At 38.8% G+C, this 15,390-nt stretch carries 16 protein-coding genes; 7 read left to right on the forward strand and 9 right to left on the reverse strand.

What is annotated here, in order from left to right; all coding sequences use genetic code 11:
• Nucleotides 1-228: 228 nt before the first annotated feature.
• Both KQI58_RS09890 and KQI58_RS09895 read right to left on the reverse strand, forming a co-directional pair.
• Entirely contained in the window at nt 229-1,185 is a 957-nt protein-coding gene (locus KQI58_RS09890; protein WP_216408736.1) for an ABC transporter ATP-binding protein, read from the reverse strand.
• A complete protein-coding gene (locus KQI58_RS09895; RefSeq protein ID WP_216408738.1) occupies nt 1,186-2,721 on the reverse strand; it encodes an ABC transporter permease/substrate-binding protein in 1,536 nt (511 codons plus the stop codon). It lies immediately after the preceding gene.
• A gap of 145 nt (nt 2,722-2,866) precedes the next feature.
• Here KQI58_RS09895 and KQI58_RS09900 point away from each other — a divergent pair, with 145 nt between their 5' ends.
• Complete coding sequence (locus KQI58_RS09900; protein WP_216408740.1) at nt 2,867-3,433, forward strand: hypothetical protein; 567 nt, start codon at nt 2,867-2,869, stop codon at nt 3,431-3,433.
• Between the two features lie 41 nt (nt 3,434-3,474).
• On the opposite strand, the gene KQI58_RS09905 is transcribed toward KQI58_RS09900, so the two are convergent.
• The 6 genes from KQI58_RS09905 to KQI58_RS09930 all read right to left on the reverse strand — a co-directional run bounded on the left by KQI58_RS09905 (nt 3,475) and on the right by KQI58_RS09930 (nt 6,739).
• Nucleotides 3,475-3,777: a YciI family protein gene (locus KQI58_RS09905; RefSeq protein WP_216408742.1), complete on the reverse strand. Its 303-nt coding sequence runs from the start codon at nt 3,775-3,777 to the stop codon at nt 3,475-3,477.
• A gap of 15 nt (nt 3,778-3,792) precedes the next feature.
• Nucleotides 3,793-4,092 (reverse strand): YciI family protein, encoded by a 300-nt coding sequence (locus KQI58_RS09910; RefSeq protein ID WP_216408744.1) that lies wholly within the window; start codon nt 4,090-4,092, stop codon nt 3,793-3,795.
• Nucleotides 4,092-5,009, reverse strand: a complete 918-nt coding sequence (locus KQI58_RS09915; protein ID WP_216408745.1) for a helix-turn-helix transcriptional regulator — start codon at nt 5,007-5,009, stop codon at nt 4,092-4,094. Before KQI58_RS09915 ends, KQI58_RS09910 begins: the two co-directional genes overlap by 1 nt.
• A gap of 104 nt (nt 5,010-5,113) precedes the next feature.
• Nucleotides 5,114-5,329, reverse strand: a complete 216-nt coding sequence (locus KQI58_RS09920) for a hypothetical protein (RefSeq protein ID WP_216408748.1) — start codon at nt 5,327-5,329, stop codon at nt 5,114-5,116.
• Between the two features lie 72 nt (nt 5,330-5,401).
• Nucleotides 5,402-5,743, reverse strand: coding sequence for a metal-sulfur cluster assembly factor (locus tag KQI58_RS09925; protein WP_216408750.1), 342 nt, complete (start codon nt 5,741-5,743; stop codon nt 5,402-5,404).
• Between the two features lie 96 nt (nt 5,744-5,839).
• On the reverse strand, nt 5,840-6,739 hold the full coding sequence (locus tag KQI58_RS09930; RefSeq protein ID WP_216408752.1) for a YitT family protein: 900 nt from the start codon (nt 6,737-6,739) through the stop codon (nt 5,840-5,842).
• A 212-nt stretch (nt 6,740-6,951) separates the two neighbouring features.
• On the opposite strand from KQI58_RS09930, the gene KQI58_RS09935 reads away from it, so the two are divergent.
• Nucleotides 6,952-7,443 (forward strand): YajQ family cyclic di-GMP-binding protein, encoded by a 492-nt coding sequence (locus tag KQI58_RS09935; protein ID WP_216408754.1) that lies wholly within the window; start codon nt 6,952-6,954, stop codon nt 7,441-7,443.
• Between the two features lie 151 nt (nt 7,444-7,594).
• Here KQI58_RS09935 and KQI58_RS09940 read toward each other — a convergent pair whose 3' ends face one another.
• Nucleotides 7,595-9,937, reverse strand: coding sequence for an ATP-dependent DNA helicase (locus KQI58_RS09940; RefSeq protein ID WP_216408755.1), 2,343 nt, complete (start codon nt 9,935-9,937; stop codon nt 7,595-7,597).
• Between the two features lie 368 nt (nt 9,938-10,305).
• Between KQI58_RS09940 and KQI58_RS09945 the strand changes: the two genes are divergently transcribed.
• From KQI58_RS09945 to rpsT, 5 genes are all read left to right on the forward strand, one after another.
• A complete protein-coding gene (locus tag KQI58_RS09945) occupies nt 10,306-10,932 on the forward strand; it encodes an MBL fold metallo-hydrolase (RefSeq protein WP_216408757.1) in 627 nt (208 codons plus the stop codon).
• Between the two features lie 23 nt (nt 10,933-10,955).
• Nucleotides 10,956-11,660, forward strand: coding sequence for a histidine phosphatase family protein (locus KQI58_RS09950; RefSeq protein ID WP_216408759.1), 705 nt, complete (start codon nt 10,956-10,958; stop codon nt 11,658-11,660).
• Between the two features lie 125 nt (nt 11,661-11,785).
• Entirely contained in the window at nt 11,786-12,619 is an 834-nt protein-coding gene (locus tag KQI58_RS09955; RefSeq protein WP_216408761.1) for an undecaprenyl-diphosphate phosphatase, read from the forward strand.
• A gap of 368 nt (nt 12,620-12,987) precedes the next feature.
• Nucleotides 12,988-14,871: a heavy metal translocating P-type ATPase gene (locus tag KQI58_RS09960; protein ID WP_216408763.1), complete on the forward strand. Its 1,884-nt coding sequence runs from the start codon at nt 12,988-12,990 to the stop codon at nt 14,869-14,871.
• Between the two features lie 214 nt (nt 14,872-15,085).
• Nucleotides 15,086-15,340 (forward strand): 30S ribosomal protein S20, encoded by a 255-nt coding sequence (gene rpsT, locus KQI58_RS09965; protein ID WP_016180291.1) that lies wholly within the window; start codon nt 15,086-15,088, stop codon nt 15,338-15,340.
• Nucleotides 15,341-15,390 lie beyond the last annotated feature (50 nt).

The raw sequence follows: 15,390 nt of genomic DNA on the forward strand, positions 1-15,390 counted from the left end.
ACACAAAAAATAATTCGTATCCTCATGCCGCATACCATTCCACTAAAACTTCCTATTTGTAGTTACGGCATCTTGCTACAAAAGATTGTCCGCTTCGATAACTGCAAAAAGTGGAACTGGCATCTTATTCGTAATAAAGTAATTATTTTTTGAAATGCACAAAAAATAATTCGTATCCTCATGCCGTATCCTATTTCACTCAAACTTAAAAGGTGTTATCGTGTTTTATTATCCGGCTTCTTGACTTAAATATCGGAACACATCGCTCCGATTAACGATACCGATTATTTTGCCGTCTTGCTTCATCGCAAAGGCATCATGCTCTGCTAACAAATCAAAAACTTCACTCAAGCTAGTTTCAATAGACAAAGTTAATAACTCAGAGGCTGCTGTTTCTGATTTTTGGTAAAAACCGCCATTATATAGGACCTCCAATGTTTGTGTATACACCTCATCCGTCGTTTCATCAAAGAATTCTTCCACAAATTTATTGGCTGGATGCTTCTGAATCTCTTCTGGTGTATCACACTGAATCAATTTTCCTTCATGCATGACCGCGATTCGACTACCGATCTTCATCGCTTCTTTCATATTATGAGTCACGAAGATTACGGTATTGCCTAACTTTTGATGCAATTCTAATACAAGGTCTTGAAGACTTGCACGTGAAATTGGATCTAGCGCGCTAAATGGTTCATCCATTAAGACAATGTCCGGCTCTGATGCTAGCGCACGAATGATTCCGATCCGCTGCTGTTGTCCGCCTGAGAGCTCACTTGGCATCCGATCTCTAAATTGATCTGGGTCCATGTCAACCTCCCTCAATAATTGGTCCACACGGTTGTTGCGTCGTTCCTTATCCCAGCCGAGCATATCAGGAATAACTTCAATGTTTTCCTTGACACTCATGGTTGGAAATAAAGCGATCTGCTGTAAAACATAGCCAATCTGCCAGCGTAATTTCTGAATATTGTAATCTTTGATTCGTTTTTCTTTAAAATAAAGATTTCCATCTGTAGGTTCGATCAAACCGTTGATCATTTTTAGTGAAGTCGTTTTTCCACTTCCTGAAGGACCAACTAAGACAAAAATCTCGCCTTTTTTCACTTGGAAGTTCAAATCCTTCAAGACAACATTGCCTTCGAACTCCTTACTTACGTCTTTAAATTCAATAATCGATTCCATTTATTTCTCCTCCCCAATGATTTTTTCTTTCACTAAGAAGTCATGGGCAACTTTAGCCGGCTGTTCCTTTTTCACGTTCACAAGATAGTTCATTTCGATCATTTGATCTTCAGTAATCTTGCCTGCCAGACGATTCAAGGCTTTGACAATATCAGGATGCTTATCAGCAAACTCTTTCTTCATCAATGCAGCACCTTGATATGGTGGGAAGAGATGAAGGTCATCCTCTAAGGTGACTAGATCATATTGTTTAATTTCACTATCTGTTGAGTATGCATCAATCACATCGACATCACCATTATTGATTGCCTGATAACGCAGTGCAGGTTCCATACTTTGAACCGAACTTAATTTCACGCCATATTTATCTTGAATTCCACGATAACCGTCTTGACGATCAATGAATTCCAAAGTAAAGCCCGCTTTCAATTGATCTTGTTGTCCCTGCAATTGAGAAATTTTAGTGATTCCACGTTTTTCTGCTTCACTTTTCTTCATTGCTAAAGCATACGTATTTTCATAATCCATGGGTTTTAATAAACGCATATCAAATTGCGAATCTAGTAATTTGTTCGCTTCTTTGTACGTCTTTTCTGGCGATAAATTATCTGGTGTGCTTTTAGGAACCTTGACTAAGCTTTCTAAAACGGTTCCCGTAAATTCAGGATAAATATCGATTTGATCACTTTTCACCGCACTAAACAAGAAACTGGTTTTTCCGAAGTTTGGCTTTAATTCTACATTGATCGAGGAATCTTCATCCTTGATGACTTCCTTATACATATTGATCAAAATATCTGGTTCAGAACCTAATTTTCCGGCAATTGTTACGGTCTCGCTGCCAATTGGATTGTTTTGAGCAAAAAAGATTCCGCCAATGCTTAAACAAATTACTCCAAGAGTAATCAGCGTTACTTTCCCGCTGCGATTTTGCAGGAAACGGATCAACGTACTGAAAATGATCGCTAACAAAGCGGAACTAATCGCCCCGATCAACGTCAAGTTTGGATCGTTACGGTCGATTCCCAACAAAATGAAAGTACCAAGGCCGCCTGCTCCAATCAAGGCTGCTAATGTTGCCGTACCGATGATTAAGACTAAGGCAGTTCGAACTCCAGAAATAATGACTGGCATTGCCATGGGTAATTCAACTCGCATCAATTTTCGCATGCGTGACATTCCAAATGCATCAGCCGCCTCTTCAATTGACGGATCAATCTCAGCCAATCCAATATAGGTATTTTGGAAAATCGGCAGTAGCGCATACACAACTAGTGCAATTAATGCGGGAACTGTGCCAATTCCAACGAAGGGAATCAGCAATCCAAGTAATGCAAGTGACGGAATCGTCTGCAAAATACTTGTAATTTGTAAAACGACCTCTGCTAATTTTTTTCGTTGACTCAATAATATCGCCAACGGAATTGCGATTACTATGGCGATGAGCAGAGCACTTAAAGAGATGGCTAAATGCTCAAAGATCGCCGATAGTAAATCGTCCTTTCTTTCACTAAAGGTATTAATTAATTCATTCATAAAAAATCCTCTCAAATTATGACTTATTCTCATTATAACTTAATCAAAAACGGAGACAAAAAGATTGGCTCGCTCAAAAAGTAGTATAATAATGATTGGAAATTATTCAGAAGTAGATTATTCTGAAAAAGAAAGCAGGAGAAAGATGAAATCAATCGATGAGTTAAAACAAATTCAGCGAACAACCGAAGAAAAATCGTATTCTTATCTGAATTCTCACCATTATAATTGGTTTAAAGCGATAGATTTGAATTTATTAAACAGCGATGGCTTCACCAACTATTTTTCGCGAATCAAACAAAATGAACCAGAAGTTTTTGAAGGATTACGGGAAAAAGTATTGAATGCGACAATTACGAGCTTTCTGCAAGATTTATCTGATTCGGATAGTTTCGTTCTGTTGACAGCAGCATGGGCAAATGGCTTTGTTCCTGAAAAAGCAGAAGCAGCGATGCAGGACCTTGATCGTTATCTGGATCAATACACTATTCAAAAAGACCCTTTGATTGGAATCAATCAAATGAATGCAGATCTGAATCGAGTCTTGATACAGCATCTACCAAAAGTTCGTCGACAGGATCTGCGCTTGATTTATCGGCTGCTTTTATTAAAAGAAGCTTCGGAAAAAGACGTTCAGACTGAACTTTCGTCATTAAATGATCCTACTAAAATAAGAACTACGGCCGCTCTAAAACTTTTTCGAAGCCTCTAAAGCAAAAAGAAACGACGTGTGACTGGTCGTTTCTTTTTTTCTTACTTTTCTGCCGGATCTATCATCACATGCCACTGTTTTAGTTCATAGCGATAAAGTCCGCTTTGAATGACTGGGTCCGCGTCTGAAATGGCTTGCGCTTCTGCTAAATTTTCAGCTTCAAACACTACCATGGCGCCATCGATTATCTCCGTTGTCATATCGCCAAATACCCCAGCAGTTAGATAACGTTCCTTCGATAGTTGTTTTAAATAAGCTGCAGAATCCATCGCTACCTTTTCACTGACTTCATCCTCACCATTTTTAAAGTCAATCCGAACAAACAACATCTTTCCAACATTCATTTTATCAGCCCCTTTCTACAATAAATAGTTATTTTCTTTACTGGCAACCTGTAATTGATGAAGCTCATACGTCGCATAGCCGTTAACAATTAATGGTTCATTTTGACAGATTGTTTCCGCTTCTTCATAGCTTTTTGCTTTCAAAATAAACATTCCAGCCATGCCTGGGTACCCCTTAAAGGCACCTGCAAGTTTGATATTCCCTTCTGCATCTAATTTTCTTAGGTTTTCGGCATGTTCGGTAACGTCCACCTTATTTAAACGTCGATAATCTTTGGTCTTCTTGATCAACATGACATACAGCCATTCCTCCATTAGTTCTCCTCCTTGTTATATTGCTGAGCAATCTTCAATGCTCGTTTTTTAACTTCTTTTCGAGCGGCTTCCGGCTCAAGTATCTCTACGTAAGGTCCGAATGAAAGTAAGCGATGATAGGTCCATTCATTCAGTGGATACCGGACCGTAACTAAATAACGATCATCCGAACATCGCTTCACTTCGTCTTCATGAAACTCATCAAATAAACGATAAGCCATTTCTGGTAAAAATCGAAGCTTGAAAAGTACGTATTCAGTACTATAACCAGAATGATCTAAAGAAAAATCTTCAGGTAACGTACGGTCAAAATTTTGTTCCAAAACATGTATCCTTTTCATCCGAGACAATCGAAAAATTCGAATGTCCTGATTATCGTGACAATAGCCAACGATGTACCAAGCATGTGATTTAAAGATCAAACGAAGTGGTTCCAATTTTCTTTCAGATCGTTGCAATTCAGAATTAAAATAATCAAAGGCTAGGACATATTTTTGAGTAATCGCTCGGCGTAATTCTGAGATCGTGATTTTTTCATCCTCACTGCTTCCCCAGTAACTGAAATCAATTTCTAACCAGTCGTCAGCTGGTGCTTGATTAAAGAGCGCACCGATTTTCGTTAGTACTTGATCCGCTTCAGGATAATTTGACGCCTGTAAAATCTGTAATCCCTGATAAATCTGTAATTGCTCCTCGATCGTCAAAAACGATTCATTCAAGCTGTATCCATCCATCAATGAAATACCGCCACCAGCGCCCTTTTTAGAAATGATTGGGATATCAGACAAGCTCAGAGTTGTGATATCACGATAAATCGTTCGCGTAGAGACACCAAAATAATCCGCCAGTTCCCTTGCAGTAACTTGTTTTCGATTAACGATATAGAAAATCATTCGCACTAACCGTTCAATCTGCATAAAGCTCCTTCCCTTCATTTAAACTATATCAATGCTAATACGACAATAAGCTGTCATATTAAATATAAAAAAACAGAAAAAACATTTTCATGCTTTTTCTGTTTTTATTTCAATCGACTAATTTCACGCTCAATCAGTGCAAGAGAAAGCTTCAAGGCTTTAACACGTTCCTTTGATAACGTAATTTGGGCCTTCATATTTCGACCTGCAGTTTGTTTGTCCTCCAACGAAACGATTGCCTGCTCGATTTTATGCAGCGTTGAGGTCAAGGATTTCTTCGCGGCCAAATAATCAGCTAAATCATAATTCTCCAAACGCATTCGCCTCCTTATACTCAATTATAGCAAAAAAATCCCCTCTTAAGAAAAGAGGAGATAATTTTTTTGGTTACATTAACGGATGCCTAGTGCAATTCGCGCGTAACGACTCATTTTATCAGTTGTCCACGCGGGGTACCAAACAAGCTTTACTTCTACATTGGTAACTTCAGGAATTTCAGCTAATGCTGATTGGATATTGTCAGTTAGGATATCAGCTAACGGACAGCCCATAGTGGTCAAAGTCATCTTGATGACAGTATTTCCAGTTTGTTCGAAATCTACTTCATAGATCAAGCCAAGGTTAACAATATCGATACCTAACTCAGGGTCAATTACTGACTCTAAAGCAGTCAAAATAGTTTCTTTAATTTCAGCTATTTCTGCATCGGTCCATTTTTCTGTGTTCTCTTCCACCTGTTCCACTCCTTTCGAGTTTCAAGAAGTATTTTACTCTATCTTCGTGCTTTTGTAAATGAGAATTGAAACCTGTTTATTCTCATTTAAGAATTGTTACTTACTACTTTGTGACTTCTTTAGTTGAAGTTGTTCATCTTGTGTTAAGAAAGTCCCGACAACCGAATCCGTCGCAACAATATTGGTAAAGGATTGAGGATCAACATCTGCTACTACCTGCTTCAATGCGTATAATTCGTAACGAGTAAAAACGATCATAATCATTTCTCGTTCACTGGAACTAAAGCCGCCGCGTGCTTGAATGACGGTCATTCCTCGCAAAAGTTCGTTGTTTAAAGCCGCACGCATGTCAGCGCTTTTACTTGTTGTAATAAAAGCAGTCATTTTTTGGTGACTGGTATGAACGTAATCGACGACCGTACTCATAGTAAAAATTGTGATGATTGTATACAAGGCACTTTCCCAAGTAAAAAAGAACCCGGCAACAACAACGATGACACCATTTAAAAGCATCATATAATTTCCCACTGTTCGTCCAGTCGTTTTAGACAGCAGCAATGAGACGATATCTAATCCGCCTGTTGTAAAACCAAATTTCAACGAAAGTCCCGCACCGATTCCAAGTAATACGCCACCAGTAATCGCATTCATCAACACATTATCTGTGACTTGACCAGTAGGCACAATGGTCGTAAAGAACGACATCGCAATCACGTTAGCAAAACTCAGTATCATTGCTGACTTTCCTAATTTAATAAACCCTAAAATGAATACCGGAACGTTCAGAAGAAAGATCAAAATCCCAGTATCAATTGATAAACCAGCATTTGAAAGTAAATGCTCTACAATCTGGGCAATCCCAGTCATACCAGCAGAAAAAACATTCGCTGGAATCAAGAAATAATTTAGTCCAACTGCTCCGGTCAGACCTGTAAATAATATGACAAGGATTTTTTTTGTTAAATCCTTTGATGTATAATTGATAACCTTCTGCATCCGTGATTCCCCTTTCATTTTCAAACCTATAATAGAGTAACAGGTTCTCTCATTAATAATCAATCTTTTTCCATATTAGATTGGAGAATAATTATGGCTTTCTTAGCAATTTTTGATAAACTATAAGAAATGGATTGGGATGTCTTAATGAATGATATTTGGCATTTGAATCCTTGGAAAAGAAGTTGCTAAATCGAATAAGGAGGATGTCTATGGCTAAAGATGCAAGCTTTGATATTGTTTCGGAATTGAATAAAGAGGAAGTCAAAAATGGTGTACAAATTGCCCTGAAAGAGTTAAAAAATCGCTTTGATTTTAAGGGTAGTCTCTTTGACATTAAGTTAGAAGGAAATCAATTAGTTATTAAAGCTGAAGATGAATACAAAGTGGAGCAAGTCAAGGACGTGCTTTTCAGTAAACTGATTAAACGCGGGGTCCCTTTGAAGAACATTCAGTTTTCTGCTTCAGAACACGCGTTAGGTGGAAATGCTCGCCAAGCAGCAGAATTAGTAAACGGAATTGACAGAGATAGTGCTAAAAAAATCACGACAGCGATCAAAAACAGCAAAATCAAAGTAAAAGCACAAATTCAAGAAGATCGCCTGCGAGTGACTGGAAAAAGCCGGGATGATCTGCAACAGGTCATTTCATTAGTTAAAGATATCGAATTACCGATTGATGTACAATTCATAAATTACCGTTAAAAAAGCCGACACTTTTGTCGGCTTTCCTTTATTCTTAATGAAGAGAGTTTTCGGTTAACTGCTAGTTACTGAGAAATATGTCTTTATTTCGTATGCAATATTTTTATCAACTATTACAGAAAAAGAGTTCAAGCTTGCACTACTCAAAGTTTTATTCTCTTGCTTGCCAAAATTTGCGTGCTGACTGTTCTACATCTTCTGCTCCATAGACTATTTTTCGATCTGACCAGCTGACTGGTAACAGATTTTGATAATGCGGATTGGTATAGCGCTGATCAAGTAATAAAATAATCCCCCGATCTTCCATCGTCCGAATCACACGACCGGCAGCTTGAATAACCTTGTTCATACCGGGTAACTGATAGGCATAGCTAAATCCTTGATTGCGTTTTTCGTCATAGTATTCTTTGATCAACTCTTGTTCATGGTTGACTTGCGGCAATCCCACGCCAACAACGACGGTCCCGATCAAGCGTTCGCCAACCAAGTCAATCCCTTCTGAAAAAATACCCCCTAATACGCAAAATCCGATCAACGTTTTCTCAGGTTGATCAACAAAAGCTGCTAAGAAATCCTCTCTTTCTGCTTCGTTCAATTTTGAACCTTGAATCTGGATCGCGTATTCTGGATAAACGTCATGGAAATAATCTGCCACCTGATCTAAATATTGAAAGGATGGAAAGAAAACTAGATAGTTGCCTGTTTTCGTTTTTATTAGTCGTTCAATCGATGCAGCGATTTTGGGAATACTTTGAGTCCGTTTTTGATAAGTCGTTTGGACACTGGCATCTACCATAACTAATCGATTTTCATTTGGAAAAGGACTTGGCAAACGATATGTTAAACTATCCTCGCCTCCGCCTAAGACCTCTTGATAATAATCTAGGGGTGAAAAACTAGCAGAAAAAAGGATACTGCTGCCAACCTTCTCCATTGTTTGCTCTAGAAACCAAGAAGGATCAATGCAGTATTCTTTTACAATCAGATCATAGCTTTTATGTTCAACGGTTGTTTGATAGTGATCGTCGTAGAATTCACTCATACGTGTAAAGCGAATAATCTCAAAATAAACCGACAGCATTTTCTGCTGCGCTGGATGATCGGGATTCTCTGCCAACCATTCCTTGATCTGCTCTTGCAATTTGAACAAACTATTGATTAAGCTTTCAGGAGCAGCCTGCTGATGGTGATAGGCTTCGCCCTCCAGCGATTGATGGATTAGTTCAAACTCATTATCGACTCTGGTAAATGCTCTGTTCAATTTTTTAAAGGATTTATCTAAGTCTTTTTGCATCTGCGCGATATTTTCCCTAGAAATACTAGCCGAGTACATTTCTTTTGAACGATTGACTAGATTATGAGCTTCATCAACTAACACTAAGTTCGTTTTATTCTCTTCTTCAAAGAAACGGCGCAAATAAACCGTTGGATCAAATAGATAATTATAATCGCCAACGACCAAATCACAAAAACGACTAATATCTAATGACAATTCAAAAGGACACAGCTCATGCTTTCGGGCGTATTTTTCAATGACTGGACGTGTATATTGATCATCATTGTTTAACATATCCCAAAGGCCGTCATTGACCCGATCATAATATCTCTTCGCGAAGGGGCAATACTCTGGCGTACAGTTGCGTTCCGTTAAGAAACAAATCTTGTCCTTGGCCGTCAGCGTGACGCTTTTAACCCGGGCATCTTTTTTAGTAATTTTCGTAACTGTTTCTTCTGCTACCTGTCGGGTAATGGTTTTAGCGGTTAGGTAAAAAATGCGCTCACCTAATTCTTCACCCATCGCCTTGAATGTCGGGAAAAGAGTTGACATGGTTTTGCCAGTTCCAGTCGGTGCTTCCACATAAAGCTTTTGCTGTGCATGAATCGTTTTATAAACAGCCGCGGCCAGCTCCCTTTGCCCTGCTCGATAGGTATCAAAAGGAAATGCTAATGACTTTAACGAATTATTGCGTGTTTCTCGCCATTGCATTTGAAAAACTAGCCAGTTCTCATAACGTTCAATCAAGTCATTGAAAAAATCTGTTAATTCTTCAAAACTAAAGGTCCGAATCTGACGTGTGATCTTTTCTTCTGTTGTTTGAAAATAAGTCAAACGCGTTCCGATTTCCGTTAGTTCTTCTTGTTCACTATAAATATAGGCATAAACCATCGCTTGATAGAAATAGAGATCAATAATTCCTGCCTCAAGTTCTTCAAAAGGGGTTTCCGAAGTTTTAATTTCATCAATCATTATTTTTTCATCTTCTAAATAGATACCATCTGCCCGTCCTTCAATTTGAACGGCAGTTTCAGCAATCTCAAGAGACTTTTTCAGCCATACTTCTTTTTGGTAGCCTTCGCCCGCTTCTTTTTGTAATTGACGATGAATTCGTGCGCCTTCTTGAGGTGTATGATTACTATTTTTTCCTTCATCAATGCTGCCGCGGCGTAAGATAAACTCAACGAGTTCGCGAATCGCTATTTTCTTGACCACCATACTTTCACCTCATTCTTTGTTTCTATCCAATGTTTCTTAAAATCATTTGGCTGTTTCACCATAGAAGATTTTCAATCACTCGTCAAGTTTTATTCGTGCTTCTCTTCCATTGATTCTTCTGAATGAGCATAAATGTTTCTACAGGCTCTTCATTTAATCAATATTCGTTGTATAACTCTCATTAAAATGATTCGCAAAATCCCTGATAGAAATGTCAAAATCGTTCAGAGGAGCCACAATTTTTTTACTTTTAAGGTATAATGAAGAAGGAATTCGTGATTCTAAATTTATTGATACTCATTTTGAGTCAGCAATAGTGAATCGAATCAAGAAATACACTTTTAGTTTTCAGGGGGAAAATAAAAATAATGATTCAAATCGAAGGTTTTGTTACTGGAATCGCGCAAGAAAATTGCTACTTGATTCATAACGAACACAATTTATTGATCGTTGATCCTGGCTCAGAGGGAGATCGTTTAATTCAAGAAATCAAACGCATTGGAAAAACTCCGCGAGCCATTCTTTTGACGCACACCCATTACGACCATATTGGTGCAGTTGAGCAGCTGCGAAATAAATATGGAATCCCCGTATACGTGAGCCCACTGGAACAAAAATGGCTGGGCGATCCAATTTTAAATCTATCTGGTCTTGGTCGTCATGATAATATGCCTGATCTGATCGTTCAACCAGCAGAATACGAATTTGAAATGAAGGAGTATACGATTGGTGATATGACTTTTCAAGTTGTACCAACACCGGGACATTCAATTGGCAGCCTGAGCTTCATTTTTGATGATTTCGTAGTGGTGGGTGACGCGCTGTTCAAGGGTAGTATCGGGCGTACGGATCTATACACTGGCGACATGCAGCAATTACTATACAGTATCAAAACGTATCTATTCACTCTTCCGCGGGAATTACCGGCTTATCCGGGGCATGGTCCTGCGACGACAATCGGTCATGAGATCGATACGAATCCATTCTTTAATTAATCAACTTTTTGGAGGTTTTAAATATGGCAGAAACAAATCTTTATATCGTTCGACATGGTAAAACAATGTTCAATACGTTGGCTCGTGTGCAAGGCTGGTGTGACACTCCCCTTACTCAAAGCGGGCGTGACGGCATTCACTATGTTGGTTTGGGCTTGCAAGACACGAAGTTTGAAGAAGCTTACTCCAGCGATTCTGGTCGAGCGATTGAAACTATGCGCATTCTTTTAGGTGAGCATCCTGATGGAAAAGATATTCCTTATCACGTCGATCCCCGCATTCGCGAATGGTGCTTTGGTTCATTAGAAGGCGGTTTTGATGCAGAGATGTGGGGCGTTTTACCACGAGTATTGAACTTCAAGACTGAAGATGAGCTTTTCGCGACTGAAGTGAGCTTTGAGGAAATCGCCAATGCCGTTTTCGCTGCTGATACGGCAAACTGGGCAGAACCTTATGAAAAATTGCGTGATCGCGTATGGCAAGGCTTTGAAGACATCGCACAACACCGTGAAAAGCAAGGCGGCGGAAATGTCCTGATCGTTTCTCATGGTTTGACAATTGCCTTCTTATTAAGCTTAATCGATTCAAAACAACCGGTTCGTGCAAACTTGCTTAACGGCAGTATCAATCGCCTGCGTTACGAAAATGGGGAATTCTCCATCCGTGCAATCAATGACATCAGTTATATGGAACGGGGAAAAACTATCTCAGATCAAATTGACGAATAGCATTTTGAACTGTCGACAACTGTCGGCAGTTTTTTTCTTATAAAAAGCTTAGCCTTTTTTCGATGGTCTTTTTAAAGGTGAAACGGTATACTAATGATTGTTATTAATTTGAAAGGACGTAAACTATGCTTATTGCCAATATTTTCAAAGCAATTATTCTTGGGATCGTCGAAGGGATTACCGAATGGTTACCGATTTCTTCCACAGGTCATTTAATTTTAGCGGATGAGTTCATCAAGATGAATATGAGTGCCGCTTTTACCGAAATGTTCAATGTTGTAATTCAGTTAGGTGCGATTTTAGCCGTGGTGGTTTTATATTTCAATAAACTCAACCCCTTCTCAGCTAGTAAGTCGCATCAGGAAAAAAACGACACTTGGACATTATGGTTTAAGGTAATTATTGCCTGTGTGCCTGCTGCGGTGATTGGGTTGCCGTTAGATGATTTTTTAGAGGCCCATTTCCACAAATTCTTACCAGTAGCGATCATGCTGATCGTTTATGGGATTGCCTTTATTGTTGTTGAAAAACACAATAAAACAAAAACACCTAAATGTACCAATTTAAATGATTTTACCTATAAAGCCGCATTGATTGTTGGAGTCTTTCAGCTACTATCTTTGATTCCCGGAACTTCACGTTCAGGAGCAACGATTTTAGGAGCTATCATCATCGGAAGCTCACGCTTTGTAGCAACGGAATTTTCTTTCTTCTTAGGTATTCCAGTAATGTTTGGGGCTAGTGGATTGAAAATCGTCAAGTTTTTGATGAATGGAAACAGCTTTGGCATTTCCGAAATCGTTGTACTTTTAGTTGGTATGGTGACTGCCTTTGTCGTTTCGATCATTGCTATCAAATTCTTATTGGATTATATTAAACGAAACGATTTTACCGCCTTTGGTTGGTATCGAATCGTTCTAGGAATCATCTTGATCGGCTATTGGCTAATTGCTATGTAGGATCTGAATGGATATAAAATAAGTTCCAAGCTTAAAATGTTGAGCTTGGAACTTATTTTTTTGATTTATTCATTAAACATCAAATTTAATGTGAAAGCAGCTGTCTTTTTTTGCCATGGTGGTATTGCTTCAACGTAAATAATACTAATTATAAATTAAAAACAAAAAGAAAATCTTCTTTGAAACGTTAATATAAAAGCTTTCACTAACATAAATACTAATGATAGTCATTCTCAACCCTAATTGATAATTACTTTCGTTCTCAATTAGCGAATTTCATTATCATTTACACTGACTCCTGTGTTACTATAATGGTGAAGATAAACGTGAAATCATTTGCGGCTTACAAATTGAAAGGAGGAAAAGTGATGAGTAAAAAAGAACGAAATGCTTTTCTCTCTACCCTTTTCTGTTTAGTATTTTTAATTGTTGGAAGAATTTTAATTGAGCTTTCTCAATCTATCTATCCCCTCTTTTTCATCTTAGCGATTATTAGCGGCGGCTGGAAGCAAACCTATGAAGGACTCAGCGAACTAGTCCATGAACGTACCTTAAATGTCGATTTACTGATGGCGTTAGCAGCAATCGGTGCGTGTTTAATCGGAAACTGGTTTGAAGGAGCAATGCTGACCTTTATTTTCTGTCTAAGTGGTGCTTTGGAGGAATATGCTACTAACAAAAGTACTAAAGAAATCACTGCTCTGATGAATGTCGCTCCAAATGAGGCGATAAAAATCGTCGACGAAAAACACATTACGGTTCCTGTCGAAGAATTAGCCGTCGGTGACTTTGTTTTCGTACCGAAAGGCCAAGCAGTCCCGATTGACGGTCGCATGTTATCCTCCTCTTCAATTGACGAGTCAGCGATTTCTGGTGAATCTGTTCCAGTGGAAAAGGCCATAAACGATGATGCTTTCAGCGGAACAATTAACCTAGGTCAGGCTTTTACTTTAGAAGTGACCAAGACCAGCGATGATACCTTGTTTGCACAGATTTTGAAGTTAGTTGAAAATGCTCAAAATGAACAAAGCGCTACTGCGACGTTTATTGAGAAAATCGAAAATGTTTATGTGAAGATCGTTCTGATCGCAGTCCCTTTGATGATTCTATTGACTCACTTTGTACTTGGTTGGAGCTTTACAGAAAGCTTTTATCGTGGAATGGTGCTTTTAGTTGTCGCTTCACCTTGTGCTTTGGTGGCCTCTGCTACTCCGGCGACACTTGCAGCGATTTCCAATGGTGCGAAAAAAGGTATCCTGTTCAAATCTGGGAAAACCCTTGAAAAACTAGCTGACCTACGAGCGATCTCTTTTGACAAGACGGGAACACTGACCCAAGGAAAACCACGAGTAACAGATTACAAAACATTTTCTGACGAACCTGTCATTCCACGATTGTTTTACTCTATGGAACGACAATCGACTCATCCATTAGCTGTGGCGATTACCAATTTCTTTAAGGATGAAAAAACACTGGAACTACAGGTGGAGGAAAAGGCCGGTTTCGGGTTACAAACCACCTATCACGGTGAGACATGGCAATTAGGAAAACCACTGAAGAAACAACAGCACCCACTCATTGAACAATGGCACGACGAAGGTAAAACAGTCGTGGTTCTTAGTAAAAATGAAGAAATCGTGGCACTTTTGGCCTTAATGGATTTGCCTAAACCATTTACCTCTGAAGTGATCTCCTACTTCCAAGACCAAGCAGTCGAAACAGTAATGCTCACTGGTGATAATCTTGGAGCAGCGAAATATGTCGCTCAACAGTTAGGCTTAAATGATTACCACGGCGGCTGTCTCCCTGCTGATAAAACCAAGCTTGTAAAGCAACAGCAGGAGGAATATACCATCAATGCGATGGTTGGTGATGGGATCAATGATGCTCCTGCACTTGCCACTGCTAGTATCGGAATTGCCATGGGTGAAGGAACAGATGTGGCAATGGAAGTTTCTGACATGGTCTTAATGAAAAATGATTTAACCAAATTGATGTACAGTCATCGTTTAGCGAAAAAAATGAGACGAATCGTTCGGCAAAATATTATCTTCTCTTTATGTGTCATCGTATTGCTGATTGCTAGTAACTTTCTTCAATTTCTTACCCTTCCTTTAGGGGTCGTGGGACATGAAGGAAGCACCATTCTAGTTATTCTGAATGGATTACGAATGCTGATGCCGTTAAAAGAAGTCGATGGCTTAGATGAAACAAGATGCACCTCTTGTCCGCTTTACAAGGCAGAACATTAGGCAGAAGCAGAATCGCAAAGGATTCTGCTTCTTTATGCGAGCTTATACAAATTATGATTTATTTAAAGAAAACAATTTTCTATCTTTCTTTATTTTCTGTTAAGGAAAAAAACTTGTCACGATTTTATTGCATTAAAAAGCGGCTTTATGTATAATGAGTAATGTTGAATTGTACGGTATTAACCGTATAAGACTGAATTCGGAGGTGAAATCCATGCCAAACATTGAATCTGCAATCAAACGTGTCCGCACTAGCGAAGCTGCTAACGCTAAAAACTCATCACAAATGAGCGCAATGCGTACTACTGTTAAGAAATTCGAAGAAGCTGTTGCTGCTGGCGCTGAAAATATGAACGATCTTTACAAAGAAGCTGCTAAAGCAATCGATATGGCTGAATCAAAAGGTTTGATCCACAAAAACAAAGCAAACCGTGATAAAGCACGTCTTGCTAAAAAATTAGCTAAATAATAAAAACCGATCAAATGATCGGTTTTTTTATTTGTGCTCATAAAGATAGC

Origin of the sequence: Enterococcus raffinosus (genome assembly GCF_018917525.1) — a bacterium.
Lineage (GTDB): Bacteria > Bacillota > Bacilli > Lactobacillales > Enterococcaceae > Enterococcus_A > Enterococcus_A raffinosus_A.

Coding starts and splice junctions, on each gene's coding strand:
- KQI58_RS09890 (WP_216408736.1), bottom strand. CDS start 1,185: ATGGAATCGATTATTGAATTTAAAGACGTAAGTAAGGAGTTCGAAGGC.
- KQI58_RS09895 (WP_216408738.1), bottom strand. CDS start 2,721: ATGAATGAATTAATTAATACCTTTAGTGAAAGAAAGGACGATTTACTA.
- KQI58_RS09900 (WP_216408740.1), top strand. CDS start 2,867: ATGAAATCAATCGATGAGTTAAAACAAATTCAGCGAACAACCGAAGAA.
- KQI58_RS09905 (WP_216408742.1), bottom strand. CDS start 3,777: ATGAATGTTGGAAAGATGTTGTTTGTTCGGATTGACTTTAAAAATGGT.
- KQI58_RS09910 (WP_216408744.1), bottom strand. CDS start 4,092: ATGGAGGAATGGCTGTATGTCATGTTGATCAAGAAGACCAAAGATTAT.
- KQI58_RS09915 (WP_216408745.1), bottom strand. CDS start 5,009: ATGCAGATTGAACGGTTAGTGCGAATGATTTTCTATATCGTTAATCGA.
- KQI58_RS09920 (WP_216408748.1), bottom strand. CDS start 5,329: ATGCGTTTGGAGAATTATGATTTAGCTGATTATTTGGCCGCGAAGAAA.
- KQI58_RS09930 (WP_216408752.1), bottom strand. CDS start 6,739: ATGCAGAAGGTTATCAATTATACATCAAAGGATTTAACAAAAAAAATC.
- KQI58_RS09935 (WP_216408754.1), top strand. CDS start 6,952: ATGGCTAAAGATGCAAGCTTTGATATTGTTTCGGAATTGAATAAAGAG.
- KQI58_RS09940 (WP_216408755.1), bottom strand. CDS start 9,937: ATGGTGGTCAAGAAAATAGCGATTCGCGAACTCGTTGAGTTTATCTTA.
- KQI58_RS09945 (WP_216408757.1), top strand. CDS start 10,306: ATGATTCAAATCGAAGGTTTTGTTACTGGAATCGCGCAAGAAAATTGC.
- KQI58_RS09950 (WP_216408759.1), top strand. CDS start 10,956: ATGGCAGAAACAAATCTTTATATCGTTCGACATGGTAAAACAATGTTC.
- KQI58_RS09955 (WP_216408761.1), top strand. CDS start 11,786: ATGCTTATTGCCAATATTTTCAAAGCAATTATTCTTGGGATCGTCGAA.
- KQI58_RS09960 (WP_216408763.1), top strand. CDS start 12,988: ATGAGTAAAAAAGAACGAAATGCTTTTCTCTCTACCCTTTTCTGTTTA.
- rpsT (WP_016180291.1), top strand. CDS start 15,086: ATGCCAAACATTGAATCTGCAATCAAACGTGTCCGCACTAGCGAAGCT.